The sequence below is a fragment of the Rhodococcus sp. WB9 genome, assembly GCF_007558985.1.
In the GTDB taxonomy this organism is placed as follows: Bacteria; Actinomycetota; Actinomycetes; order Mycobacteriales; family Mycobacteriaceae; genus Rhodococcus_F; species Rhodococcus_F opacus.
On record NZ_CP041769.1, the window covers coordinates 7,135,453 to 7,160,589 of the forward strand.

Genomic DNA, 25,137 nt, shown 5'->3' on the forward strand with positions numbered 1-25,137 from the left:
CCTCGAACAGGAGACCCGACATGGCCACCAAGGCGCTGCTGGTCCGACTCGAAGCCAAACCCGGCAAGGAAAACGCGGTCGAGGAATTCCTCCGATCGGCGCTGCCACTCGTCGAGCAGGAGCCCGGCACGAAGCCGTGGTTGGCGGTACGGTTCGGCCCCTCGACGTTCGGCATCATCGACGCCTTCCCCGACGAGGCCGCCCGTGAAACACATCTCAATGGGCCGGTCGGCAAGGCCCTCGGCGAACGCGCCGACGAACTCTTCGCTGCACCGCCCGAAATCAGCAACCTCGACGTGCTCGCCGACAAGCTCTGAGCCGCCGACTGGAAACAGCCCGCCCGCAAGCTCGACAGAACCGACATCACCCTCGCGACCGCGAACCGTGACACGCGAGTCCGCCGGACCTGTCGAATCTTGGTACACAACGACGAGGCGAGCGCGCAGCCTGACACGTCACCCGGCCCCCACCACACTCCACCGAACTCGGGACATCCTTCGCGACCACCATGCTCACCTGGGCCAAAGAAACTCAATCGGCGACGGCGCCCAACGGCCGGCCGTGACGCGTCCGGTGACCGATCGCCTGCTTCCGATACCTCCGTGCGCAATATCCACGAGATCTCGAAAGCACTCCTCGAACGAGCCGATTCCACCCGCTCCGTAGTAGCTCGGAGCCGCGAGGGCATCGCCCCACGTTCGAGCAAAGTCCGGAAGGGTTCTGCACCGAACGCCTTGGATCGTGACGAAGTGAGTAGCTGGCTCCTCGCAGTCATGGCATGCACCCGTGACGGCATCACGGCATCACGGCATCACGGCATCACGGCATCACGGCATCACGGACAGGCGGCATATTCGGGTAAACCTTGATCCAGGGGAGGCTGGATCGGAGGTTCCCAGCGTGCCAGCCGGCCTCTAACAGGCCATAACCCGGGCAGTCCCCTGTCGATCTAATGTCGGATAGGACTGAATCCCCTTCGACGACAGACGGAACAGCCGTTGTAGCCTCAGCCTGCCCGCAGCATCGACTCCGCGAGATGGCACGCGTAGGTCGCGTCCGCCGACGCCAAGGGCCGGAGGCGGGGCCCCTTTCCTCCCAGCCAAGAGCCGCTGCTGCGCAGCGCCACTCGCAACAAGCGCAACCCCGAATTACCTACCAAATACTCAATACCACAACCGCTTACATCAACACTCAGTCCGAAGAATCTCGTGGGGGCGCTCGTGGGTCGATTTCGAGCAACCCCGTGCATTCCAGACAGGATGTGGCGGTTCTTCCGCGGGTTAACCTCATCGTCGCAGGTTTCGCGGATCCGGTAGCCATGTTGTGTACCCTCCTCACGCCGGCGCATCGTCTGTCAGGGCACCGGTCCCCCGTCGGGAAGGTCGGAGGCCCGGCCCCGGGAGCGCCGGTGCCGTCCACTCTCGACACGGAATCGGAACGAAACTGATAGGCGGAGGCCGACATGCCGGAGCGAGATCGCGACTACATCCAGAGTATCGAGCGCGGTTTCGCAGTGCTGCCGGCGTTCGACGCCCAGCGCCCGAACCCGACACTCACCGAGCTCGCCACCGAAACGGGACTGCCCCGTTCGACGGTCCAAAGGATCCTGCACACCCTGTAAATGCTGGGGTACGTCGCCAGATCGGAAGGCCACTGGTCGCTCGCTCCTCGGGTGCACAGCACTACTCGCAGTCGCACCCGCTGATCGAGACCGCGGTGCCCCCGGCTGCTCGAGGTCACCGAGAAGACCCAGGAGTCCGCCTCGCTCGGCGTCCTCGACGGCGCCGACGTCGTGTACGCCGCACGAGTCCCCGTCCGCCGGATCATGAGCATCAACGTCTCCGTCGGCACCCGCGTCCCCGCATATGCCACATCCATCGGCCGCGCGCTCCTCGCTTGGCCTCCTGCCGAAATCGTCGAGCGGGTGGTCGCCGAGTCCACATTCCGGAAGTTTGGACCCGAAACCATCAGCACAGCAGCCGAACTCGAACGGGAACTCGCCAAGGTCCGCGAGCAGGGGTACGCCCTGACGTCCGAGGAGCTCGAAAAGGGGCTGATCTGGTTGGCCGCCCCCGTCCGCGACGCCGGCAGCATGGTCGTCGACGTGATCGCGTGCTCCACGTCGTCCGCACGCAACTCCCGCACGGTTCCGGGAACAGGCCGTTCCCTGCATACTCGCCGCCGCGGCCGCTCACAGCGCCGACATCGGATACGTGGACTGACACCGCCGGATCCACTGCGGGGTCAGACCACCGCGGCCACCAGACACCGAGCCCCGACTGCCCCCGGTACCCACCCTCCCAGCCAAAAGCGATCGATACCTCGTCGGCGCTCTCGAGTTGGGTTGCACCCTTCGCAGGCCCGCGATCATCGCGCCTCGTTCGACGGTTGTCACGTCTCCTCGATGCGTTGCCGCTGCCGGACCCCGTACGCCGCCTCCTTGACGGCGGCGTCGTCCTCGAGACCCGACCCGAGGGCCCCACCGATGGTTGCGATGGACGCCAGCAGCCAGGTGAGCGTGAGGTAGTCGGAGAAGTTCACCGCGCGCCCGAGAACGGGGGACAACAGTTCCGGGGGAAGAGCGAGGCACGTGGTGAACAGGAGCAGGCAGAACAGGGCCACGTGGAGGATGACGACGCCGATGACCAGGGTGGCCACGGTCGCGGTGTTGTACAGCACCGATCGATCACGTTCCTCCGGCGACTTCGGCCGCTCCCACAGTTCGTGGTCGAGGATCAGCCACAGAACCATCGCCACGATCGACAGGATCGTCGCCGCACTCATGCGCCATGGACCCATCGTGTCGGCGAACAACCAGATCGTGTCGGTGGCCAGGGCGATCGCACCCGTGGCGAACGCGCCGACGAGGACCTTCGACAGTCCGGTGACCAGTCGCCACGGCCGGTTGGCCCGCACCATTCCCGACAGCAGCCGCAGCCGCCGCAACCCCGAGGGCGCGAAGTACCGGATGCCGTCCTCAATCTGCGCGGACCGGAACCGTCGCGCCGCGCCGGGGGGCATGAGTTCCGGTTCACCGAGGACGCAGGCGATCGCGAGTTCGGTGACGGTGCGGACGCGGCGCTCGATGTAGACGCCGCCCACCCCGGGGACGGAGATGAGCGCGAAGAGGTGGTCGGCGCTGACGTCGGCCACCACCGGCAGGGTGTCCTCGCGGCGTGGTAGATCGGTGAGGTACACGACGATGTCTTCCGCTTCGGAGGACGGATCGACTGTGTCGATGACATCTGCGAAGTCTGCTTGCTCGTCTGAGAGGTACGGTTTTCGGCGCACGCACGTCGTCCACCGACGCTCGGGGCGATCACGGCTTCGCAAGCGTTGCGGCAGGTACTCCGCGACGCGTTCCGCGAGAGCCGCAGGCGTGCCCGGATCCGCGACGAACAGCACCGAGACCTGATCACCGGCCGCACTGGATTGCCCTCCCTGCAGGTGCTCGTTCACCGCCTTCGCATACCCGCCCGGTCTGCCCCCAAACTCCAGGCAGTTGCTGCGAGTCGATCACGGCGTCGCCGCGGATCTCCGCCGCCTCTGTCCCGTAGACACCATGAGCGGCCGAGGATGCACCGTCGACACGGCCAACGCAACGTGCCGGGCCGCAGCACCGATTCCGTCCACGCGCGTTTCGGTCGCTCTTGGAATCGTCGTTCAGCCGGCGGGGCGGTCCGTCACGGTAACCGATATCTGCTGGGTCTCGCCGCCGCGGAGCACGGTCAGTTCGACTCGATCGCCCGGGGCGACGGCACGGAGCGCCGCAATGAAGTCCTCCGCCGACTCGGTGTCGTGGCCGTTGACCGCGGTGATGACATCGCCCGGCCGGATACCCGCGGTCGCTGCCGGACCGAGCGGGACGACCTCGAGGACGACGACACCGCTGGTGCGGTCGACCGCCAATTGTTCGGCGATCTGCGGGGTCAGCGTGCCGGGTTGAATGCCGACGTACGCATGCCGGGCGGTCCCGGAGGCCAGCAGCTGGTCCGCGACGTCGACGACCTCCGCCGCGGGGATGGCGAAGCCCAGAGCCACCGCACCCGCCGTCGGGGGAATGTAGGCCTGGCTCATCCCCACGACCCGCCCTTGTCCGTCGATCAGCGCACCCCCGGAATTACCCGGCGAGATCGCAGCGTCGGTCTGGATCAGGTCGACCAGCGGCGCCCCGGTGGAGGCCGACCCGGGGATCTGACGGTGCAATCCTGAGATGATGCCCGAGGTGACCGTGTCCTCGAACCCCAGCGGACTACCCACGACTACGGCGAGCGCGCCGACCTCCGGCAGCGCTGTCTCGAACGTCGCCGCAGTCAGACCCGTGCGGTCCGCGTGAAGGACCGCGACGTCGGCCACCCGATCGACGGCCCGCACGTTCGCAGACACCTGTTGCCCGTCCGCGAAGGCCACACTCACCTGCCGGGCACCCTCGACCACGTGGGCGTTGGTGACGATGGTGCCGTCGGTCTTGTAGACGATGCCGCTGCCCACACCGGACTCGGTGAGCACGGTGACGACCGAGGCCTCCACCTGCCGGACCAGTGCCGGCAGGTCTACGGCAGGCCCCGCTGAGGGCGTCGAGGTGGTGGGAGCCGAGGCTCCGCATCCTGCGAGGAGGAGGACCACGATCGCGACCAGCGGCACCCAGATCGAGGAACGTACGGTCGACGGCACGCGCATCAGCGACCGCCTCCGTGAGGAATCGGTCTCCTACTTGCACCTACCGCGAGCGGGCCCACCCGATCAACATACCCCTCCCTGCTCCCGTGGTCGGCGACTCCCGACCCACGTCACATACCCATGGAAAATCTACATCGACGATTACAGTGCGCGTGCTTCAACTGCTGCGGCGGAGAGTCGTATACTGTTGTACTACTTTTGCTTTCAGACCAGCTTCCCGGCTTCCGCCCGATTCGGTTGCCGTACAGCGAAATCAGACTGTGGTGACTCTACTGGATGGGCTGATCCAATAGCTGGAAAGTGGATTTCGTCGCTGGTTCGATTCTGCACCAGTTGGATTAGGGTCCAGCACCGAGGGCCTAATCCTCTACGTGAGGATGAACAAGCTGTTGTTCCCAGTGCTCCCGCGACTGTACTGACAGGGTGGAATCGACTTCCTGCTTTCGACCTGCGGGGCCCTAGGCACCCACCTCCTTCGGTTGCGAAAATTTCCTATCGGGAGTTCAACTCATGGAATTCCCCGAGTAGTGGCTGATGCCCGGAGTGCGCGCACCGGCCGCCTCGAGCGGGTTCCGGCGGACATCGATGCCCTGGGTGGGGGTATTGGACGCCACTGTCTCCCGTTGTGTGAACGCCTTTTAGGCGAATCTTGATAACGCCCAGGGGCGGATGACGAACTCTCAGGCGGTTGAGCTTCCGTGAGCTCAAACGGTTGACTGATCGACCGAACGCCGAACTGGTACGCGCGGGCTCGGCGAATCCCAAGTCATCGACGCCTAGGGGGCGTTATGTCAGAGTCCAGTGGCGGGACCTCCGCGGTACGTCCGAACCGACCTGCCCGCCAGGTTGTAGCAACGTTCGACAACTACGCCGACGCTGAAAACGCCGTCGACTATCTCTCCGACCAACATTTCACGGTAGACAAACTAGCCATCGTCGGTCGCGATATCGAGCTGGTCGAGCAGGTCGTCGGCCGATTGAATTACGGCTGGGCCGCTCTGCGCGGCGCCGCCGCGGGCGCACTGACGGGTGCGCTGTTCGGCTGGATCTTCGGGTTACTCGATTGGGTCCAGCCGCTGCTCACGGGCCTCGCGCTCGCCTTCTACGGGTTGGTGTTCGGTGCCGTTGTCGGCGCTCTGCTCGGCCTGCTCATGTATGCGCTGCAGGGCGGCCGGCGCGACTTCACCTCAATCCAGTCATTACAACCACGTCACTACGAAGTCCTCGCCGATGTCGAGGTCGCGGACGAAGCCGTCCGCCTGCTGACCGGCCGGACCGATCGAAAGGAATGAGTCATGGCGACCGCTGTGGGGATAGACCTGGGCACCACCAACTCGGTCATCGCAAGCTGGCAAGGCGGCGAGCCGGTGGTGATCTCCAATGTCGAGGGAGCGCGGACGACGCCGTCGGTGGTGGCGTTCACCGAGAGCGGCGAGCGCCTGGTGGGTCAGCTTGCCCGACGGCAGGCGATCTTGAATCCGAAGGGCACGATCTACTCGGCGAAACGCTTCATCGGACGTCATTACGACGAGATCTCCGAGGAGGCAAAAGCGGTCAGCTTCGACGTCGTGCCAGGTGACAACGGTGAGGCCCGATTCGACGTGCGGGGAAAGAAGTACGCGCCCGAGGAGATCAGCGCCCTCGTGCTGCGCAAGCTCGTCGACGACGCAAGCAAGTTCCTCGGTGAGAAGGTCAAGGAAGCGGTCATCACCGTTCCGGCCTACTTCAACGACGCGCAGCGCAACGCCACCAAGGACGCCGGCCGGATCGCAGGCCTCGAGGTTTTGCGGATCATCAACGAGCCGACCGCTGCGGCACTGGCGTACGGCATGGACAAGCAGACCCACGAAACCGTACTGGTCTTCGACCTCGGCGGCGGCACCTTCGATGTGAGCCTGCTCGACGTCGGCGAGGGAGTGGTCGAGGTCCGTTCCACGGCCGGCGACTCCCACCTCGGCGGCGACGACTTCGACCGACGCCTGGTGGACTACCTCGCCGACGAATTCCAGCGTGCGGAGAACATCGATCTGCGCAAGGATGCGCAGGCATTGCAGCGCCTCTTCGAGGCCGCGGAGAAAGCCAAGGTCGAGTTGTCCTCGGTCACCCAGGCCCAGGTCAACTTGCCCTTCGTCACCGCAGACGCGAACGGTCCCAAGCACCTCACCACCACGATCATGCGATCGAAGTTCGAGGATCTGACGGCGGATCTGGTGGAACGCTGCCTCGACCCCGTGAAGCAGGCGATGAGTGACGCCAAAGTCACCGCCAACGACATCGACGAGGTGATCCTGGTCGGTGGTTCGACACGTATTCCGGCGGTGCAGGCGCTGGTTCGCCGGCTCACCGGCGGTAAAGACCCCCACATGGGCGTCAACCCGGACGAGGTCGTGGCGCTCGGTGCCGCAGTCCAGGCGGGCGTGCTCAAGGGCGAGGTCTCCGATGTGCTGTTACTCGATGTCACACCGCTGTCCCTCGGCGTCGAGACGCAGGGCGGGGTGATGACCAAGATCATCGAGCGCAACACGACGATCCCGGCCCGGCGCAGCGAAGTGTTCTCCACGGCGGAAGACAATCAGTCCGCCGTGGACGTCGTGGTGCTGCAGGGCGAACGCGAACGGGCCGCCGACAACCGGGTGCTCGGCCGTTTCCGGCTGGAAGACATCCGCCCCGCGCCACGCGGTGAGGCCCAAGTCGAAGTCACGTTCGATATCGACGCCAACGGCATCCTCAACGTCACCGCCCGCGACAAGGACACCGGCAAGGAGCAGAGCATCACGATCAGTGAGCAGGGCAACCTGGACCATAGTGAGGTCGAACGCATGCTCGCCGAGGCCGAACGGAACCGGGGTGAGGACGAGGCGCTGCGCAAGGCGGTCGACGCACGCAACGCGCTCGATTCGGTTGCATATCAAGTGGAACGGCGACTCGCCGAACTCGGTGACAGTGCGCCACCGCACGACAAGGCGCGGGCCGAGATGCTGATCGCTGACGCCAGGAAGGCCGTGAAAGACGGTGCTTCACCCGCGGAGGTAGAGCCGCTCACCTCGGAGCTCCAGCAGTTGCTCTACGGGCTCGCGCCGGTCCAGGACGGCGGCGATGGACACCAGGCCGGCGACGCAGAGGCTGCGTCGTCGGATGACGACGACGTGATCGACGCCGAATTCGATCGAAGCTGAGGCACACGATGGAAAGGTCCGCAGATCATTCGACGACCGAGCCGGCTACCGACGGTACCGACAGAGATCAGACCGAGACGGCGCCCGATCGCACCGACACGGGGGCCGAGTTGGCTCAACTCGAGGACCGCTGGCGCAGGGCCCTCGCAGATCTGGACAACCTGCGCAAGCGGTATTCCAAGGATCTGGACCGTGAGCGCGCCGCGGAGGTGGCGAAGGTTTCCGCGGCGTGGCTGCCGGTACTGGACAATTTGGAGCTTGCGCTGGCCCACGCGGGCAGCGATCCTCAGACCGTCGTCGAGGGTGTGAAGGCGATCCGGGATCAGGCGGTGCAGGTGCTCTCACGGTTCGGCTTCGAGCGCCACGACGAGGTCGGTGTGCCGTTCTCCCCGGAGCTCCACGAAGTGGTCAGTGTGGTGGCCCAACCCGACCTTCCCTCCGGGACCGTGACCGAGGTCTTGCGCCCGGGCTATGGAGAGGACGGGCGGCAGCTGCGACCCGCCGCGGTGGTCGTCAGCCGCCCCGAGGGGTGAGCACCGATGGCGCGTGACTACTACGAAGTGCTCGGGGTCCCGCGGGGCGCCGGCACCGACGAAATCCAGCAGGCCTACCGCAAGCTGGCCCGCAAGTACCACCCCGACGTGAACAAGGACCCCACTGCGGAGGACAAGTTCAAGGAGGCCAACGAGGCCTACCAGGTGTTGTCCGACCCGGACACCCGGAAACGCTACGACCGATTCGGTGACGACTTCCGGCGTGTGCCCGAGGACTACGACGAACGGGTCCGGGCAAGCGCCGGTGGGTACGGCGGCGGGTTCGGCGGCGGTGGGGGCGGGGGCAGAAGGGTGCACTTCGGTCACGGTGTCGGTGGCGAGGGCGGCGTCGACTTCGAGGACCTCTTCGGGCAGATGTTCGGCGGCGGTGGCGGGTACGGGCCGATTCCCGGCGCCGATCAGGAAGCGGAACTGGAACTGACCCTGGAAGAGGCGTATCGGGGCGGCAAACGCACTCTCAGACTGGACGGACGGCAGTACGACGTCGACATTCCGGCCGGTGTCCTGGACGGCCAGCGAATCCGGCTGGCCGGGCAAGGCGGCCGGAGCAACGGTGACGCGCCGCCCGGGGATCTGTACCTCGTGGTGCGGATCAAGCCGCATTCCCGGTTCCGCGTCCAGGGCCGGGACATCTACGTCGACCTGCCCGTATCGCCATGGGAGGCGGTTCTCGGGTCGACCGTCGTCGTTCCCACCCCGGGTGGCGAGGCGAAAGTCAAAGTGGTGCCGGGCTCGTCGACGGGACGGAAGCTGCGCCTGCGCGGAGAGGGAATGCCCAATCCGCGGGGCGCCAACGGCAACCTCTACGCCGAAATCAAGGTGATGGTGCCGCCGAAACCGACAGCACGCGAGCGCGAGCTGTTCGAGCAGTTGGCCACCGAATCGAACTTCGATCCGAGGAAAGAGACATGAGCACCCCGACCCCGGTCACCCAGTACGTATTGGTTCGCCGTGCCGGATTGTCGCCAGATGCCTTCGCCAAACGTACCGGGCTGCACCCCGACCTGGCACGAAAGCTTGTGGCTCTCGGCCTGCTCGACGCCCACCGCGCCGCCGGCGGCGAGATGTCGTTCGAACCGTCCGAAGTGGCCCACGCCGCCCGCATCCAACGGCTGCGGACCGGTCTGGGCCTGAACTACTCGGCAATCGGGCTCGTGCTCGATCTGCTGGATCGAATCGAGAAACTCGAAGCAGCTTCCCGCAGAAGGAGGACACCCCCATGGACACCGGCAGCCTGACTGAAAAGTCACGAGAAGCCCTGCAGGAAGCCCAGAACGTAGCGACCAGAATGGGTCACACCGAGGTCGACGGAGAGCACCTGTTGCTCGCGTTGGTCGATCAGCAGGAAGGGTTGGTCCCCCGACTGCTCGAGCAGGCCGGCGCGAACGTCGATGCCCTGCGATCCGACCTGGAACGTGAACTGTCGCGCAGGCCGAAAGTCAGCGGCCCCGGCGCGACGCCCGGTCAGGTGATGATCACCCAGCGTTTGGCCAAGCTGCTCGACGCCGCGGAGCGGGAGGCGAAGCGACTCAAGGATTCCTACGTATCGGTGGAGCATCTCGTGATGGCCCTCTCCGAGGAGGGGTCGGCCAGTGCGGCAGGGCGGGTCCTCGCCAGTCATGGGGTCACACGAGAGGCCTTCCTCACGGCGCTGACGAAAGTGCGCGGCAATCAACGCGTCACCTCGGCGACCCCGGAGGGGGCGTACGAGGCTCTGGAGAAGTACGGACGCGACCTCGTCTCCGAGGGGCGGGCAGGCAAACTCGATCCGGTCATCGGCCGAGATGCCGAGATCCGCAGGGTAACGCAGATCCTGAGCCGGAAGACGAAGAACAATCCGGTGCTGATCGGCGACCCCGGCGTCGGTAAGACCGCGATCGTCGAGGGCCTCGCCCAGCGGATCGTCCGCGGCGACGTGCCCGAGGGCCTGCGCGACAAGACGATCTTCTCGCTCGACATGGGTTCCCTGGTGGCCGGCGCGAAGTACCGCGGCGAGTTCGAGGAGCGACTGCAGGCGGTGCTGTCCGAGGTAAAGGCGGCCGAGGGGCACATCCTGTTGTTCGTCGACGAGTTACACACAGTGGTCGGTGCGGGATCAGTCGGCGGCGAGGGATCTCTCGACGCGGGCAACATGCTCAAGCCGATGCTCGCCCGCGGCGAACTGCACATGATCGGTGCCACCACCCTCGACGAGTATCGCAAGCACATCGAATCCGATGCGGCACTGGAGCGACGCTTCCAGACCGTTCTCGTCGACGAGCCCAGCGCCGAGGATGCGATCTCGATTCTGCGCGGACTTCGAGAACGCCTCGAGGTGTTTCACGGCGTGAAGATTCAGGACGGCGCACTGGTGGCCGCCGTGACCCTCTCGCACCGGTACATCACCGACCGCTTCCTTCCGGACAAGGCGATCGATCTGGTGGACGAGGCGTGTGCCCGGCTACGCACCGAAATCGATTCGATGCCCGCCGAACTCGACGAGCTCACCCGGAAGGTGACCCGGCTGGAGATCGAAGAGGCCGCGCTGTCCAAGGAAACGGACGCGGCCAGCAAGACGCGCCTCGAAGAGCTGCGTAAGGAACTGGCCGATCTACGGGCCGAGGCCGACGCCCGGCACGCTCAGTGGGAGGCGGAGCGGCAGGCGATCCGGCGGGTGCAGGAGCTGCGGGGAGAGCTGGAACGATTGCGCCACGAGGCCGAGGAGGCGGAGCGCAACTACGACCTCAATCGGGCCGCCGAGTTGCGATACGGCGAGATCACCGAGTTGGAACGCAGGCTCGAGGCCGCGGAGGAGCAACTGGCCACCAGGCAGGGACAGAATCCGTTGCTGCGTGAAGTGGTCACCGAAGACGAGATCGCAGAGATCGTGGCCGCATGGACGGGTATCCCGGTCGCCCGGCTGCAGGAAGGTGAACGGGAGAAGCTGTTGAAGCTCGACGAGATTCTGCACGAGAGGGTCGTCGGTCAGGACGAGGCGGTGCAACTGGTCGCAGACGCGGTGATCCGGGCGAGGTCCGGTATCCGTGATCCGCGCCGGCCGATCGGTTCGTTCATCTTCCTGGGCCCGACGGGCGTGGGAAAGACCGAGCTCGCAAAGACGCTGGCCAGTGCCCTCTTCGACAGCGAAGACAACATGGTGCGCCTGGACATGAGCGAATACCAGGAGCGGCACACGGTGAGCAGGCTCATCGGTGCGCCCCCCGGGTACGTCGGGTACGACGAGGGCGGCCAGCTCACCGAGGCCGTACGCCGCAAGCCGTACTCCGTGGTGCTCTTCGACGAGATCGAGAAGGCCCACGCCGACGTCTTCAATACCCTGCTGCAGGTGCTCGATGACGGCCGGATCACCGATTCTCAGGGGAGACAAGTCGATTTCCGGAACACGGTGATCATCATGACCTCCAACATCGGATCCCAGCATCTCCTCGACGGAGTCACAGCCGACGGCGAGATCAAGCCGGACGCCCGAGAGCGGGTGCTGGCGGAACTGCGCGGGCACTTCCGTCCCGAGTTCCTCAACCGGGTCGACGACATCGTGTTGTTCACTCCGCTCACGCTGCCCCAGATCGAGCACATCGTCGAGCTGCAGCTCACCGATCTTCGGAACAGGTTGTCGGAGCGACAGATACACCTGGATATCACGCCGGAAGCACGCCGGCTCATCGCCGAACACGGTTTCGACCCGGTCTACGGTGCGCGGCCGCTACGGCGGTACATCGCCCACGAGGTGGAGACCAAGATCGGTCGTGCGCTGTTGCGAGGCGAAATCGAACCGGGTGGCACCATCGCTGTCACGGTGGACGGCGGCGAGCTCGCCGTCGCGTATGCGGAACCCGCCGTCGCGGCGGCCTGAGGAGAGGTGTCGTCATGGGATCCGACAAGGTGAAGTGTCCGAACTGCGGCAAGATCAACAAGGTGCCGGCGGCCGGGGAAGGAAAACCGCGCTGCGGGAACTGTCACGAGCCGCTGCCGTGGATCGCCTCGGCAGGGGACGGCGACTTCGCGGAGGTCGCCGAGAAGTCCTCGGTGCCTGTGCTCGTCGATCTCTGGGCGACGTGGTGCGGCCCGTGCCGCATGGTCAGCCCGGCGCTCGAGCAGCTCGCCACAGAACGCGCAGGTCAGATCAAGCTGGTCAAGGTCGACGTAGATGTTGCTCCCCAGACGGCCGAACGGTTCACCGTCCGCGCCGTGCCGACTCTGCTGGTGATGGACCGGGGTGAGGTCCTCGCTCGGCAGGCGGGCGCAGCTCCGGTACCCCAGCTGCGCACGTGGCTCGATCAGGCACTCTCGGAAGATGCAGGCAAGGAAGCGAAGTCATGACCTTTGTCCATCCGGACCCACACGTGACCGCGATCCGGGCCGTGGTGCCCCGGACCCCGCAGGGTTGCGAGGAATGTCTTCGCCTCGGCACCCCGTGGGTGCATCTGAGGCTGTGCCTGACGTGCGGACACGTCGGTTGCTGCGACTCTTCGCCGGGCAAGCACGCGAGCGCGCACGCTCACGCCATCGGCCATCCGATCGTACAGTCGATGGAGCCCGGTGAAGATTGGCGCTGGTGTTATGTCGACCAGAACTTCGTCTGAGGACGCCACACCCGTCGGCGACGTTCCGCCGGTCGACGACGAGACTCCGGATGCGGTCGGAGCATTCCCGCGGCTGACGGACGACCAGGTCGCAACGCTCGAGACCGGCGGCACGCGTCGATCGGTTCACGCCGGCGAGGTTCTGATCCGTGAGGGCGCGCCCAGCCACGACTTCTTCGTCATCCTCTCCGGCAAGGTCGCGGTCATCGACGAGGGCGACGGGGACGGCGAACGCCGGATATTGCGCGTGCACGGTCCCGGCCGATTCCTGGGCGAGCTCGGACTGCTCGAAGGCCAGGTGGCGTTCTTCACCGCCGAGACCATCGAGGACGGCGAGGTGCTCGTCGTCCCCGCCGCGCGGGTGCGCGAACTGGTGGCCCACGATCTCGTGCTCAGCGATCTGATCCTGCGCGCCTACCTGGTCCGCCGGCACCTGCTGATCGGACTCGGATCCGGGTTCCGGATCATCGGCTCCTGCTATTCTCCGGACACGTTGCGGCTTCGGGAATTCGCCATGCGAAACCGACTACCCCACAGGTGGATCGATCTGGAGCAGGACCAGCGGGCGGAGCAGCTGCTGCGCAGCCTGAACATCGCCCCCGAGGACACTCCCGTCGTGATCTGGCACGGCCAGAAAGTGCTGCGCAATCCGACGAACGCCGAACTCGCCCGCGTCGTCGGGCTTCCGGTCCCGGACTCGGTCCCGGACGCAGCCCAGGACGTGTGCAACCTCGTCGTCGTGGGTGCCGGGCCGGCCGGTCTGGCCGCGTCCGTGTACGGCGCCTCGGACGGGTTGAACACGGTGACGCTGGAGTCGATCGCCGCCGGCGGCCAAGCCAGTACCTCCTCCCGGATCGAGAACTACCTGGGTTTCCCCGCAGGGATCTCCGGCGCCGAATTGGCAGAGCGCGCGGTGATCCAGGCCGGCAAGTTCGGCGCCCGCATCCTGGTGTCGGCCGACGTGACCGGTTTGGGATCCGAGGCCGGGAACCATGTCCTCCGGCTGGCGGACGGCGGCGCGGTCCACGGCCGGGCCGTCGTGCTCGCCACCGGGGCGCGATACCGCAAGTTGGCAGTTCCGGGGATCGAGGCACTGGAGGGAACGAGCGTGTACTACGCCGCGACACATCAGGAAGCGCGGATGTGCGGCACCGACCCGGTGGCCATCGTCGGCGGCGGAAACTCCGCCGGCCAGGCCACCGTCTTCCTCGCCGACCATGTCTCCCACGTCCACCTGTTCATCCGCGGCGACGACCTCGGAAAGAGCATGTCCCGATACCTGGTCGACCAGATCGAGCACCACCCGCGCGTCACCGTGCACCGGAACACCGAGATTCGTATGGTTCACGGTGAGAAATACCTCGAGGAAATCGTGGTCGAGGACAACCGCACCGGCGACCAGGACACGATCCGGGTGCACGCCCTGTTCGTCTTCATCGGGGCGACGCCGCACACCGGGTGGCTGGCCGACGCGATCGCACTCGACGACCACGGCTTCGTCCTCACAGGCGTGGACGCGGCGCGCGCTCGAGGAGACGGCGACCTGCGGATCGGCGCCGGGTTGTCGAGGACGCTCGAAACCAGCCGGCCCGGCCTGTTCGCGGCCGGCGACGTCCGCCGCGGCTCGGTGAAACGGGTCGCATCCGCTGTCGGTGAAGGAGCGATGGCGGTTCGCCAAATCCATGAATACTTCGAGAGGAGCTGACGACATGCCAGTGATGGGCACCGTGAAATTTCAGCGGTTCTTCCGGGCAGCGGCTGGACTGCAGGTCGACCGGAACGACCTCAAGCGCTATACGGATTTCATCGACGACAAGATCTACGACATGATCCTCATCGGCAAGGCCTCGGCCAAGGCCAACCTGCGGGACGTGATCGAACCGTGGGACCTGCCGATCACCAAGGGGCTGCAGGAGAGCATCCACCGGTTCGAAAAACTGGACGAGGAGATCGAACTTCAACCTCTGCTCGACCAACTGACGGCCCGCCCGCCGTTGGACGTGGCCCTCTCCGAGGAGACCGAGCAGCGACTGCCGCTGATCGCCGGAGGCTTGAGCGTGGCGCTGGCGCATACCTTCGTCACGGTCGAGCCGGACCGCAAGAACCCCGGCACCGCCGAATGGAACGTTGCCTTCGACATCTTCCACCTACTGCTCTGACCCCGGACCGGCGGTCCGGGGTCGGAGCAGTAGATCGCCGGGACGCGAAAGGAACTCGTCCGAGGTCACGTATTACCGGTCGTCGACCACCACACCGTGTGATCGTACGGTGCAGATGCCCATAGATGATTGAGCATCAGCGGCCACCGCGCTGTCTGTCCTTTCCTCGTTCTGGACGCTTCCGGTCATGGTTGAGGAGGGGTCCGTTCGGGGGCGTGGTGGTCACAACACCGTGAACCGTGCTGGATTCTTGCCGTGCCGGAACGGCCCGAAGGGAGATCGGACCTCGTCCCACGTGGAGGCGGCGGTGGCGGGCGCCGCAGGGCGGCGACCAGACCGGCGTGCTGATCGCTGATGACCAGTCGGACACCGGACAAGTCGCGTTTCTTCAGCGCAGCGAGGAAGCCTCGCCAGAACATCTCGTCCTCACTGTTTGCGCAATCTCGGGATCCGCATTGGGACGTCGCCGGCCTCGGTGGGGCCGGGACCCTTTGCGTTCGGTCGTGCGGGCCTCGGTGCGTTCACAGCTCAGCCCCAAACCCCCGCCACTCCACGGGGCGACTACCCGGCTCTGCAGGATGTTCGCCTCCGGCGAGATCGACTCCCCCGGCACCGTCTGATACTCACCCCGCGACTGATGCAACCCGAGGCGGCCACGCTTGGACGCCTTCATCGCATCACCGGTCGGCGCCCTCGCGATGCCCCGCCACTCACCATTCACACACACCGCGGATGCCTTCTGCTCGAGGTTCATCGTGTCCCGGTTGCAGTGCTGCAACAACCCGCCCCCATACCGAAGATCGCGCTCTCCGCTGAGAAACCGTGGCCCTCGAGCTCGGCATACACAAGCTCTAGCAGCAGGTGCGCCGCTTTGGGTCTATTTCGACGAGCGGCCGCCGGACGTCAGGCCGGCGGCTCGCGCGCGTCGAGGGCGAGCAGGTCGGATGCCGCGACGACCGCCATCATCGGAACTCATTGGCAGGATGTGAAGGCCGCCGAACCCTGCGCCTGATGATTTCCGCGCGATCCGCTGTTGGTCGACCTGTCCGCCGTTCGCGCACGTCGTCAGGACAGTGTGAATGCCTTGTACCCGGCCGCGACGTTTTCCTCCCAGTGCTCGAAGTAGGAAGGAAGGCCGCCAGAGTAGTTGAGCATCTGGCTCGGTTTACCGGGAATGTTTGCCCCGTGATACCAAGACTTGGCCCGAGGAAAGAGCGACATGTGGAAGACTTCCTCCACGTGCGCCGTCCATGATTGCTCTGCGTCCTCGCTGGTCTCGAACCGCTGGTATCCGCCGTCGCGAACGTGGGTCAGGAAGTCGACAACGATCTCTCCCTGTACCTCCGCGCAAGTGGGCCCGTTGCAGAATCCGGCTGGGCTCTGTGGGCCGTACACGAACATCAGGTTGGGGAATCCCGCAGTGGTGAGTCCCATGAAGGTATCGAGCCGCTCGGACCACTTGTGGCTCAACAGTTGACCATTGGTGCCTCGGATATCGATCGACGTGATGCCACCGCGGTTCGCGTCGAAACCTGTGGCAAAGACCAGGATATCGAACTCGCGCAGACCGGACTTGGTCTGGACACCCGCCGAGGTGATCCGCTCGATCGGATCCTCGTTGACGTCGACGATGTCGACGTTCTCCTGGTTCACCACATCATAGAAGTTCTGCTCCAGCGAGGGTCGCTTCGTCCCGAACGGATGGGGCGGATCCATCGGGGCAAGCTTCTCAGCCTTGACCGGATCGGTGACGCGCTGATGGACCTTGTTGCGCCAGAAGTCGTACATGGTCCGGTTCGCGCGTTCATCGAGCAAGATGTCTTGATAGTTGGCGAGCCACAGCTCGAAACCGCCTGTGGCCCACATCTGTTCGTAAGTGCCAGACCGCTCCTCGTCCGAGACTTCGAACACGCTCTTCGGGATGAAGTCCATGTCGAATCCGGCAAACGACCTCCGGCGCTGGGCGAATCGCTCGGGAAGGTTCTCCTTCAGCTTCTCCTTGAGCTCGCCTGTCAACTGTTGCTGCCGCATCGGCAGCGCAAGGTTCGGCGTCCGCTGGAAGATTGTGATCTGTTCGGCGTCTGCGGCGGCCTCCTGGGTGACCTGAACACCACTCGACCCGGTGCCGATGATCCCCACACGTTTGCCGGCCATGTCGAGACCTTCTTGGGGCCACAATGCGGTGTGGTGAGAATCACCTGCAAAGCTGTTGAGCCCGTTGATGCTGGGAATGTACGGCTTGGCACCGAATCCAGTGCAGATCACCACAGACCTGGCACGCAGCATCCGGCCCGTGGAGGTACGCACTGTCCATTGGTTCCGCTCGCCGTCGAAGTCCGCAGACGTCACCCGCGTACTGAAGATGATGTCTCGAGACAGATCGAGCTTGCGGTCGACGTATGCAAAATAGTCGCGCACACCGGACCACGACGGATAGAGCTCATCGTAACTCCAGTCCTTCCACAGGTCCTCGCGTGAGTACTGATAGATCTGCCCGGTGCTGTCGGTTCGAGCACCCGGGTAACAATTCCAGTACCAGATTCCCCCCAGCGAGTCACCGGCTTCGACAACCTTCACCGAAAATCCGCGTGAACGAAGTTGATCGAGTTGATACAGACCCGCGAAGCCGCCTCCGACGACGAGAACGTCCAAGACGCCGCTCGTCTCGTCGAGTTCCCTTGAATCGATCGATATCGTGGCCATGCTGCCTCCTTGAGTGAAATGCCTGGGACCCGCGCCGAGGAGCAGATCGATGTGTGCCAGTCCGGCCCGTCTGTATGACCGACATCACATACGCTAGGGCCGTTCGAGAACCTGAGACTGTCCGATATCGATCCACCAGACACCCGGACGGCGCCAGGCACACGAGCACGCACGCCTCGCGTGGCGAACGGCCAATTCATCGGACGGCATCCACCATGCAACTAGGGCAACATCTTCGACCGGAACAGTGCCTGTAGCGAATCCGGACGTGGCACCGTACCTTGTCCACCTCACCAGCGAGGAGCAGAACAGCACTGGCTCCCGCCAGGTTATGCAGTGGCGAGATGCTCGCTGCGATCGACATGACCGAGACATCGGGTGGATCAAATCTGGTCACTGAAGACGACCGGGCGGATTCGAGTGGCCGTTGCAACGCTTGCGCAATCATTGTGGCAGTCGAGCGGCGAAAGCCGTTGCCGGTGTGGCCCAGTGCAAGCTATTGCGCGGCCGATTGTTGAGAAGGTCTTAGACCCGTCGCAGGTCGTCGATGGCGTAGGTGCGCAAGTCGGTACTCTTGGGAAAGTACTGGCGAACCAAGCCGTTCGACGCTCCTATGTTTGTCAAGCAGTAGCAGGGAGGGTGTTGGTGCGGGTCGCAGCTTCCATTACCCGGTAGAGCCTCCTGGCGAGGGCGCGTTTGAGACAGCGGCGAATATCGCGGTGCGTCTTGCCTTCGGCCGTGCGCTCGATCTCGTAGGCGCGGGTCTCGGGGTGACACCGCATCCTGGTGATCGCCACGGTGTGCAGCGCCCGGTTCAGGGCACGATCGCCGCCGCGGTTGAGGCGGTGTCTGGTGCGTTGTCCGCTACTCGCTTCCAGTGGGGCGACGCCGGCGAGGGAGGCGAATGCGGCTTCGTTGCGAACCCCTCCGGGGTGGGACCAGTTGGGCGGCAACGACCGGACCCACGCCGGGTTGGGCGAGGAGTGCCGGTCCGGCGGGATGCTGTCGGAGTAGTCGAAACAGTTCGGGATCGAGTTCGGCGAGTTGCCTGGTGAGAAAACGGATACGGGTGGTGATCGACTGCAGAGTCAGCACGGTGATGCGGTGCTCGATGGTGGCCGACTCCGCTGTGCCCACTGCCTCGATGCGGGCGAGTTGGTTGGTCAGCGAAAGTCCCCGCGTCGTGGCGCGCAGATGTTCGGGTGCGACCACGATCAGGCTCTCGAGTTCGTTGATTGCCTTGGTGCGACTGACGAGAACTGCTTCCCTGGTGGCGGTCAGGGCACGGATTGCCTCTCGAAGTCCGCGGGCTCGCGGGCTGGCCTGGTGCTCCCGGCCGAGCACTGTGCGTGCGGCCCGGACCGCATCGAGACGATCATTATTCGGGCCCCGAATACGTTTGAGGCCAACGACTTCGACGACATCCTCCCCCGCCCGGGCCAGTGCATCGGCCAGCCCGGAAGCGAAGCTTCCGGTCCCTTCGAGCGCCCAGACCCGTCGCCCCGGCGCGTGTTGGCGAACCCACCCGAGCATGTGCGCGTATCCCATTCCGTCGGCCGAAGACACGAGGTGCGCGCGGACACCGCCTGTGGCGGTATCGACTATGGCCAGGTCGACGGTGTCGCGGTCGGGGTCTCCACCGATGACGAATTCGTACTCACTGCCAGCATGGTCACTGCGGTTGTCCTTCCATCGAGGGCGAACGCGGACGGCACCGGTCTGGGAGAGGTCACCTGTCACGGCAGCACTGTGAAGGGTCACGCTTCCTTGGAAACGGACAAGCTCCTGATCAGGCCAAGACAAGTGGGCCAGGCCGGTGCCGGCACCCGAAGGGACACGTCAAATGTAAGGCACATCCGAAGGCGGCCAGTATTCGCGAGAGTCACCCCGAATCACCGACACCAGCCTGACCGATCAGCCCTACCGGGCCACCTCCGACACTCACAGACGCTCTCGTTGGTACCGCGTTGCGACGGACTTCCGGGTCGGCGACATAGATGCCTTCGTCAATGAGGTGGGCAAGTAGATCAGTGGCGAGCCGTCTCGCTCGCCCTGGTCCCAGGTCAAGGTGCGCCGCGCGATCGGCGGCAGGTCGCCGACCGCGGTGGCCAAGGCCGCGACGAAGTCCTCACCCCTGCGGCGATCGGGCACCCGCACCAGGCGGACGAAAGGAAGAGAGACACACCGGGTTTGCGCGGCCATCGGCACTGTGGAACTACCCCGATCGCAGCTGATCGGCCACCCGTGGGCTCGCCGACATTGCTGGGATTTCGTTGGCCGGTAGGCAGTGACGATGAATGGTTCTACCCGTATTCCACGAGCGACATCACAGCCTTTGTCTCAGCGGCGCTACTGCTCTATCCAGTCGGTGTAGAAGTCAGGAAGGTCGGTGGATACGCGTCCCTTGAACTGGGGCTTCCTCTTCTCTCGGAATGCTTGGACACCTTCTCTTCCATCTCCGATACTGGTGTAGAACATGGCGAGTGAGTCGATGCGGTGCGCCTCGGCGGGATGATCGAGAAGCGCGTTGCGGTACATCATCTGCCGGGTCAGGGCGGTCGCGACACGCGACCGACCGCGAGTGAAGCGATGTGCCAGTGCAAGCGCCGCATCGAGAAGTTCGTCCGGCGAGTGGACCGAGCGAACCAGGCCGATGTCGGCCGCGTCGGCCGCGTCGAGGATGTCGGCGGAGTACACGAGGTCGAGCGCGGTGTCGAGTCCGACGATCCTCGTCAGGAACCAGGTCGAGGCTGCTTCGGGTGTGATCCCGAGGCGACCGAAGACAAACCCGAATCGTGCTGCGGTGGAGGCGAGTCGGGCGTCCGTGGACAAGGTCAGGGTGGCTCCGATGCCCACGGCGGGACCGTTGACGGCGGCGATCACGGGTTTGAGGCAATCGAACACCGCAAGTGTGACCCGACCGCCGGTGTCGCGGACGCCGCGGGCAATGACCGGGTCCTGCAAGTCCCCCATATCGTGGAGGGTCGGCTCCAATGTCTCGTCGAGGCCGAACACGTTGCCGTCGGTCGTGAGATCCATACCGGCGCAAAAGGCACGGCCCGAGCCGGTCACCACCACGGCGTTGACATCGTCGTCGTCATTGACGGCCCGGAAGAGGTGCTCGAGCTCATCAGCCATGGTGATGGTGAAGGCGTTGAGCGACTCCGGTCGATTCAGCGTCACGATGAGCACGCCGTCGCGCAGCTCGAGGGCGATCGTCTCGTACTCGGCATCCACGGTGCGGATCATCGGATGGCACCCGTAAGTTGGGGAAGTCTGTTCACGATCAGATCATGGGCTTGGTTGACCGTGCTGGTCACGATCTCCTCGCAGGTGAGGATCTCGTCGATCAGTCCCTGTGATTGCCCGGCCCACCACAGGCCGGCATCCACGTCGCCGCCGGCCAGAACCTTCTGGCGACCGCGCACCCCGGAGGCCAGATCGGCGACGTCGTCGAATGTTGCGTTCGGAAGCGCGGAGATCTCGGAAATTCTCTCCGAGATGGAGTTGCGGGCGACGCGGGCGGTGTTGTTGAACTCTCGGAACACCAGTTGCGTGGATCGTTCGTCGTTGACGGTGATCTGGCGTTTGACGTTCTCATGGACTGTCGCCTCCGTGCTGGCGACGAATCTGGTTCCCATGTTGATTGCGCTGGCCCCCAATGCCAGAGCCGCCGCCAGGCCGGCACCGTCGGCGAATCCACCGCTGGCGATGACGGGGATCGACAATTTGCGAGTGGCGGCAGGGATCAGGACGAGACCGGGAACGTCGTCGTTTCCGGGATGGCCTGCACATTCGAACCCGTCGATGCTGACCGCGTCGACTCCAAGCTTCTCCGCCTTCAGCGCGTGGCGCACGGAGACGGCCTTGTGGATTACCTTGATGCCGGCGGCGGCGAACGCGTGCAGATGGGGGGCGGGGTTGCTACCCGCCGTTTCGACGACGCCCACGCCGGAGTCGATGATGGCAGCGCGATAGTCCTCGTAGGGAACAGGTTTGAGGGTTGGCAGGATCGTCAGGTTGACACCGAAGGGTCGGTCCGTCATGGACCGACATCTTGCGATCTCCTCGGCCAAGGCTTCGGGTGTCGGCTGGGAGAGAGCGGAAAGGAATCCGAGAGCACCCGCGTTTGCGACGGCGGCGATGAGGTCGGCAGTGCCGACCGCAGTCATGCCGCCACAGACGACGGGATGCTCCACGTCGAAGATCCGTGTGAAGGAGGTAGTGAACACCCCGGGGCTCCTTGGTCAGTTGAAATGTGAGATCAACGCCGGACCCGCTGTGGGAGACGGTTCCGCCGCGGGATCCGGAGGGTCAGGGGCGGCCGGCGTGTGGTACGTCCACTTCGGTGGCGAGCATGCGCCCCAGCCGGGTTGCGGTGCGTTCGGTCTCGTCGAAATTCGGTGCGACGCACAAGAACAGGGTGCGCCCGTCGTCGCCGCCGAGCGCGACGGCGAACACCCCGTCGGGTGCGGTGCTGACCTCGTCGAGAATTTCGCCGCCCTTGGCGATCCGCACCGCTCGGTTGTTCCCGGCATCGGCAATCCACACGGCGCCTTCGGCGTCCAGGGTCAGACCGTCGGGCACGATCGTGGCGGCCTCGAGTCGTGTGCCGACGTCGGGCTCGGCACCGAGATCTCCGTAGCCGGCCCATTCGATTCGCTCGCCGAGCGTGCCGTCCGGGTGGATGTCGAATGCCGAGATCCGATTGCCGAACAATTCGTTGACCAGCAGGGTTGAACCATCAGGAGTGATGACCATGCCGTTGGGGAATGACAGTCCGTCGGCGACGATCGAGGCGCTTCCGTCGGTGTCGACGAGGACGACAGTTGTGTGCTCGTGTGGCGCCCCACCCATGAGGTCGAATCCGAAGTTGCCCACGTAGGCCCTACCCTGGGCGTCCACGACCATGTCGTTGGCGTGGCCACCGCATAGGTCGCGGATGTCGGCATGCTCGACGAGTGTGCCGTCCGACTCTTGACGCAGCACCTTGCGGTCCTTCATCGACACGATCAGCAGCCGCCCGTCCGGCAGCCAACCGAGCCCAGAGGGTTGGTGCGGGACCGTCGCGACCAGTTCGATGCTGCCGTCGGCGTTCACGGCATTCACGGTGTGGGTGTAGAAGTCCGCAAACCAGAGACGTCCGTCATGCCAGCGGGGGCCCTCGAGGTACGAGTAGCCGTCGACAATGGTTCGCAGCGTGTATTCGGTCATGGTTGTGCCCCTTTAGATTTGGAGTCGTTTCGGGCTCGGCATTTCAAACCCGCGGTTTCCACCACTGTTGTCGGCTGAGTGATCAAACGGATGTCCGAAAATGCAACACCACGTTGGGGCAAGGGGTGACTCGTTATAGGACACCTTGTGCCTGACGGGGGGTACAGGATCGGCCTATTACGTGGTCGCAGAGTTGGCATCCATCGAGGACCCGACTCGGAGCGATCTGATGAAAGGCGGTAGGACCGGTGGATGGGCTCATGATGAGTAGTCAATTGTCGGTGGCGAGGCTGCTGTGGCGCGCCGAGAACGTGAATGGCGCTCGGATCAACACGGCCTGGACTTCGGACGGGGTTCGCAGCTTCACGTACCGGGACCTGGTCTCCGACGTGAGGGATCTGGCCGGTGCGCTCGCATCGATCGGCGTGAAACGCGGGTCCCGAGTCGCAACCATGGCGTGGAATACTCGTCAGCACCTGGCGGCATACTTCGCGGTCCCAGCGCTCGGGGCCGTCCTGCACACGGTAAATCACCGCATGCCGGTCGAACACATGGCCTATACGATCAACCATGTTTCAGATGAGGTTCTGATCGTCGACGAGGATCTCCTCCCGTCGGTGGAGGCGATGCGTGGTCGGATTCCCACGGTTCGTCACCTCGTCGTTGTGGGCGAACCCGGTGCGATCGATGGCTTCGACCAGGTCATTCCCTATGATCAGTTCGTTTCACGTGCATCCACCCACGGGTCCTTCCAGGAGGTCGACGAAAACACTGCGGCGTCGATCTGCTTCACCTCGGGCACGACCGGGTTGCCCAAGGGCGTCGTCTACAGCCACCGGAGCATCGTGCTCCACGCCATGGCGATCAGCACCAAGGGCGGAGTCGAGATCGACGCAGAGCGGGCCTACCTGCTCGCCACCCAGATGTCGCACGTCAACGGCTGGGGGGTCCCCTACGCGGCGGCGCTCCAGGGCGCACGTCTGGTGCTGCCCGGACCGCACCCCACACCCGAGCGGTTCCTGGACTTGATCCATGGCGAACGGCCCGACACCTTCGTCGGCTCGCCGACGGTCGCCGCCCTCATGCGCGACGAGCACCTACGCCGTAACTGTGGCTACGACCTCTCGGAGCTGAAGACGATGTGGCTCGGAGGGCAGGTGCCGCCGGTCGCGCTGGCGCGGTGGTGGGCTGAGCAAGGCGCCCGCGTCGTAAATGGATGGGGAATGACCGAGACATCTCCGATGGGCACGTTCTCCCCCGGCGGCTCGATGCAGGGCAGGCCACTGCCGTTGTTCGAGCTCCGCGTCGTGGACGAATCCGGCTCACCGCAAGACTGGGATGGTCAGACCGTCGGCGAACTGGAAGTACGTTCGCCGTGGGTCGCCCGGGAATACCTGGACGATCCACGAACGCCGGACAGCTTTCGAGACGGCTGGCTCCGCACCGGCGATGTGGCGACCGTTCACCCAGATGCCGGCCTGCAGATCAAAGACCGCGAAAAGGACCTCGTCAAGAGCGGTGGGGAGTGGATCTCCTCGGTAGACCTCGAGAATGCGCTCATGCTTCATCCTGCTGTCTCGGAGGCCGCCGTCATCGCCGTACCGGACGACACATGGCAGGAACGCCCCCTCGCGTGGCTCCGGCTGGACGCCGACGTGACCGACGAGGAGCTCCGGACGTTCCTGGCGATAACCCTCCCCCGATTCTGGCTGCCCGATCGTTTCGTGAGAGTCGATGAGATCCCCAAGACTGCAATGGGCAAGATCGACAAAGCCGACATCAGACGACAGCATCGGGAAAACACAGGTCAGCCCACATCGACAGACCAGGCGAGCACAGTCTCCGATGGTCGCGACCACAACGTTGCAGTCATCCCCACCAGGTCCGGTACAACGAGCGGACTGTAGCAAAACGGGACACATCCGAAGATGTGAGCCAGGTTACATTGAATGGAGGGTCAGCTCGAAAATCCCCTGACCAGTTATGTAAGGTGGCTATGAGTATCGACAAGGCGGGCCGCGAGCCATTGAACGAACGTGAACGATTCTGGACATCAGCGCCATCACGA

At 64.8% G+C, this 25,137-nt stretch carries 21 protein-coding genes and 2 pseudogenes; 13 read left to right on the plus strand and 10 right to left on the minus strand.

What is annotated here, in order from left to right; all coding sequences use genetic code 11:
• The first annotated feature begins 20 nt into the window (after positions 1-20).
• On the plus strand, positions 21-317 hold the full coding sequence (locus FND50_RS33235) for a putative quinol monooxygenase (RefSeq protein WP_054247999.1): 297 nt from the start codon (positions 21-23) through the stop codon (positions 315-317).
• 1,145 nt (positions 318-1,462) lie between these two features.
• Positions 1,463-2,222 (plus strand): annotated as a pseudogene (locus FND50_RS33240) (IclR family transcriptional regulator C-terminal domain-containing protein).
• Positions 2,223-2,391: 169 nt separating this feature from the next.
• Here FND50_RS33240 and FND50_RS33245 read toward each other — a convergent pair.
• Complete coding sequence (locus tag FND50_RS33245; protein ID WP_144288579.1) at positions 2,392-3,459, minus strand: hypothetical protein; 1,068 nt, start codon at positions 3,457-3,459, stop codon at positions 2,392-2,394.
• 204 nt (positions 3,460-3,663) lie between these two features.
• A complete protein-coding gene (locus FND50_RS33250; RefSeq protein ID WP_144288580.1) occupies positions 3,664-4,680 on the minus strand; it encodes a S1C family serine protease in 1,017 nt (338 codons plus the stop codon).
• 788 nt (positions 4,681-5,468) lie between these two features.
• Here FND50_RS33250 and FND50_RS33255 point away from each other — a divergent pair.
• The 10 genes from FND50_RS33255 to FND50_RS33300 are packed head-to-tail and all read left to right on the plus strand — an operon-like array spanning position 5,469 to position 15,152.
• Positions 5,469-5,972, plus strand: coding sequence for a general stress protein (locus tag FND50_RS33255; protein ID WP_065492487.1), 504 nt, complete (start codon positions 5,469-5,471; stop codon positions 5,970-5,972).
• 3 nt (positions 5,973-5,975) lie between these two features.
• Positions 5,976-7,856 carry a molecular chaperone DnaK gene (dnaK, locus tag FND50_RS33260; RefSeq protein ID WP_144288581.1) on the plus strand — a complete coding sequence of 627 codons (1,881 nt, stop codon included), beginning with the start codon at positions 5,976-5,978 and terminating at the stop codon, positions 7,854-7,856.
• Positions 7,857-7,864: 8 nt separating this feature from the next.
• The gene (locus FND50_RS33265; RefSeq protein ID WP_144288582.1) at positions 7,865-8,389 is read left to right on the plus strand and encodes a nucleotide exchange factor GrpE; all 525 of its coding nucleotides are present in this window, start codon (positions 7,865-7,867) and stop codon (positions 8,387-8,389) included.
• 6 nt (positions 8,390-8,395) lie between these two features.
• Positions 8,396-9,322 carry a DnaJ C-terminal domain-containing protein gene (locus FND50_RS33270; protein WP_144288583.1) on the plus strand — a complete coding sequence of 309 codons (927 nt, stop codon included), beginning with the start codon at positions 8,396-8,398 and terminating at the stop codon, positions 9,320-9,322.
• On the plus strand, positions 9,319-9,648 hold the full coding sequence (locus FND50_RS33275; protein ID WP_144288584.1) for a chaperone modulator CbpM: 330 nt from the start codon (positions 9,319-9,321) through the stop codon (positions 9,646-9,648). Before FND50_RS33270 ends, FND50_RS33275 begins: the two co-directional genes overlap by 4 nt.
• Positions 9,630-12,263 (plus strand): ATP-dependent chaperone ClpB, encoded by a 2,634-nt coding sequence (gene clpB, locus FND50_RS33280; protein ID WP_144288585.1) that lies wholly within the window; start codon positions 9,630-9,632, stop codon positions 12,261-12,263. The genes FND50_RS33275 and clpB overlap by 19 nt, the downstream gene beginning before the upstream one ends.
• Before the next feature lie 14 nt (positions 12,264-12,277).
• Positions 12,278-12,730: a thioredoxin gene (trxA, locus tag FND50_RS33285; RefSeq protein ID WP_065492492.1), complete on the plus strand. Its 453-nt coding sequence runs from the start codon at positions 12,278-12,280 to the stop codon at positions 12,728-12,730.
• Positions 12,727-12,993 (plus strand): ubiquitin carboxyl-terminal hydrolase 14, encoded by a 267-nt coding sequence (locus tag FND50_RS33290; RefSeq protein WP_081315448.1) that lies wholly within the window; start codon positions 12,727-12,729, stop codon positions 12,991-12,993. Before trxA ends, FND50_RS33290 begins: the two co-directional genes overlap by 4 nt.
• The gene (locus FND50_RS33295) at positions 12,971-14,698 is read left to right on the plus strand and encodes an FAD-dependent oxidoreductase (RefSeq protein ID WP_144288586.1); all 1,728 of its coding nucleotides are present in this window, start codon (positions 12,971-12,973) and stop codon (positions 14,696-14,698) included. Before FND50_RS33290 ends, FND50_RS33295 begins: the two co-directional genes overlap by 23 nt.
• A gap of 13 nt (positions 14,699-14,711) precedes the next feature.
• Entirely contained in the window at positions 14,712-15,152 is a 441-nt protein-coding gene (locus FND50_RS33300; protein ID WP_005259205.1) for a DUF1931 family protein, read from the plus strand.
• Between the two features lie 314 nt (positions 15,153-15,466).
• Here FND50_RS33300 and FND50_RS33305 read toward each other — a convergent pair.
• The 8 genes and pseudogenes from FND50_RS33305 to FND50_RS33340 all read right to left on the minus strand — a co-directional run.
• A pseudogene (locus FND50_RS33305) lies at positions 15,467-15,583 on the minus strand (transposase); the annotation flags it as partial.
• The gene (locus FND50_RS33310; RefSeq protein ID WP_260850801.1) at positions 15,541-15,906 is read right to left on the minus strand and encodes a hypothetical protein; all 366 of its coding nucleotides are present in this window, start codon (positions 15,904-15,906) and stop codon (positions 15,541-15,543) included. The gene FND50_RS33310 and the pseudogene FND50_RS33305, both read right to left, overlap by 43 nt.
• 311 nt (positions 15,907-16,217) lie before the next feature.
• Positions 16,218-17,855, minus strand: a complete 1,638-nt coding sequence (locus tag FND50_RS33315) for an NAD(P)/FAD-dependent oxidoreductase (protein WP_144288587.1) — start codon at positions 17,853-17,855, stop codon at positions 16,218-16,220.
• Between the two features lie 620 nt (positions 17,856-18,475).
• Complete coding sequence (locus FND50_RS37970) at positions 18,476-18,808, minus strand: transposase (RefSeq protein ID WP_222105597.1); 333 nt, start codon at positions 18,806-18,808, stop codon at positions 18,476-18,478.
• Positions 18,720-19,616 carry a transposase gene (locus FND50_RS36545; protein ID WP_222105598.1) on the minus strand — a complete coding sequence of 299 codons (897 nt, stop codon included), beginning with the start codon at positions 19,614-19,616 and terminating at the stop codon, positions 18,720-18,722. Before FND50_RS36545 ends, FND50_RS37970 begins: the two co-directional genes overlap by 89 nt.
• A 588-nt stretch (positions 19,617-20,204) precedes the next feature.
• Positions 20,205-21,104, minus strand: coding sequence for a crotonase/enoyl-CoA hydratase family protein (locus FND50_RS33330; protein WP_144288588.1), 900 nt, complete (start codon positions 21,102-21,104; stop codon positions 20,205-20,207).
• Positions 21,101-22,087: a nitronate monooxygenase family protein gene (locus FND50_RS33335; protein ID WP_144288589.1), complete on the minus strand. Its 987-nt coding sequence runs from the start codon at positions 22,085-22,087 to the stop codon at positions 21,101-21,103. The genes FND50_RS33330 and FND50_RS33335 overlap by 4 nt, the downstream gene beginning before the upstream one ends.
• 82 nt (positions 22,088-22,169) lie before the next feature.
• Positions 22,170-23,069: an SMP-30/gluconolactonase/LRE family protein gene (locus FND50_RS33340; protein WP_005256223.1), complete on the minus strand. Its 900-nt coding sequence runs from the start codon at positions 23,067-23,069 to the stop codon at positions 22,170-22,172.
• 260 nt (positions 23,070-23,329) lie between these two features.
• Here FND50_RS33340 and FND50_RS33345 point away from each other — a divergent pair, with 260 nt between their 5' ends.
• Positions 23,330-24,976 (plus strand): long-chain fatty acid--CoA ligase, encoded by a 1,647-nt coding sequence (locus FND50_RS33345; RefSeq protein WP_144288590.1) that lies wholly within the window; start codon positions 23,330-23,332, stop codon positions 24,974-24,976.
• The last annotated feature ends 161 nt before the right edge of the window (positions 24,977-25,137 follow it).

What these genes read in the sequence shown, in the direction of transcription:
- FND50_RS33290 (WP_081315448.1), top strand. Translation starts at nt 12,727, where the DNA reads ATGACCTTTGTCCATCCGGACCCACACGTGACCGCGATCCGGGCCGTG.
- trxA (WP_065492492.1), top strand. Translation starts at nt 12,278, where the DNA reads ATGGGATCCGACAAGGTGAAGTGTCCGAACTGCGGCAAGATCAACAAG.
- FND50_RS33255 (WP_065492487.1), top strand. Translation starts at nt 5,469, where the DNA reads ATGTCAGAGTCCAGTGGCGGGACCTCCGCGGTACGTCCGAACCGACCT.
- FND50_RS33300 (WP_005259205.1), top strand. Translation starts at nt 14,712, where the DNA reads ATGGGCACCGTGAAATTTCAGCGGTTCTTCCGGGCAGCGGCTGGACTG.
- FND50_RS33340 (WP_005256223.1), bottom strand. Translation starts at nt 23,069, where the DNA reads ATGACCGAATACACGCTGCGAACCATTGTCGACGGCTACTCGTACCTC.
- FND50_RS33265 (WP_144288582.1), top strand. Translation starts at nt 7,865, where the DNA reads ATGGAAAGGTCCGCAGATCATTCGACGACCGAGCCGGCTACCGACGGT.
- FND50_RS33310 (WP_260850801.1), bottom strand. Translation starts at nt 15,906, where the DNA reads ATGAACCTCGAGCAGAAGGCATCCGCGGTGTGTGTGAATGGTGAGTGG.
- FND50_RS33250 (WP_144288580.1), bottom strand. Translation starts at nt 4,680, where the DNA reads ATGCGCGTGCCGTCGACCGTACGTTCCTCGATCTGGGTGCCGCTGGTC.
- FND50_RS33330 (WP_144288588.1), bottom strand. Translation starts at nt 21,104, where the DNA reads ATGATCCGCACCGTGGATGCCGAGTACGAGACGATCGCCCTCGAGCTG.
- FND50_RS33270 (WP_144288583.1), top strand. Translation starts at nt 8,396, where the DNA reads ATGGCGCGTGACTACTACGAAGTGCTCGGGGTCCCGCGGGGCGCCGGC.
- FND50_RS33315 (WP_144288587.1), bottom strand. Translation starts at nt 17,855, where the DNA reads ATGGCCACGATATCGATCGATTCAAGGGAACTCGACGAGACGAGCGGC.
- clpB (WP_144288585.1), top strand. Translation starts at nt 9,630, where the DNA reads ATGGACACCGGCAGCCTGACTGAAAAGTCACGAGAAGCCCTGCAGGAA.
- FND50_RS33295 (WP_144288586.1), top strand. Translation starts at nt 12,971, where the DNA reads ATGTCGACCAGAACTTCGTCTGAGGACGCCACACCCGTCGGCGACGTT.
- FND50_RS33345 (WP_144288590.1), top strand. Translation starts at nt 23,330, where the DNA reads ATGATGAGTAGTCAATTGTCGGTGGCGAGGCTGCTGTGGCGCGCCGAG.
- FND50_RS33235 (WP_054247999.1), top strand. Translation starts at nt 21, where the DNA reads ATGGCCACCAAGGCGCTGCTGGTCCGACTCGAAGCCAAACCCGGCAAG.
- dnaK (WP_144288581.1), top strand. Translation starts at nt 5,976, where the DNA reads ATGGCGACCGCTGTGGGGATAGACCTGGGCACCACCAACTCGGTCATC.
- FND50_RS33275 (WP_144288584.1), top strand. Translation starts at nt 9,319, where the DNA reads ATGAGCACCCCGACCCCGGTCACCCAGTACGTATTGGTTCGCCGTGCC.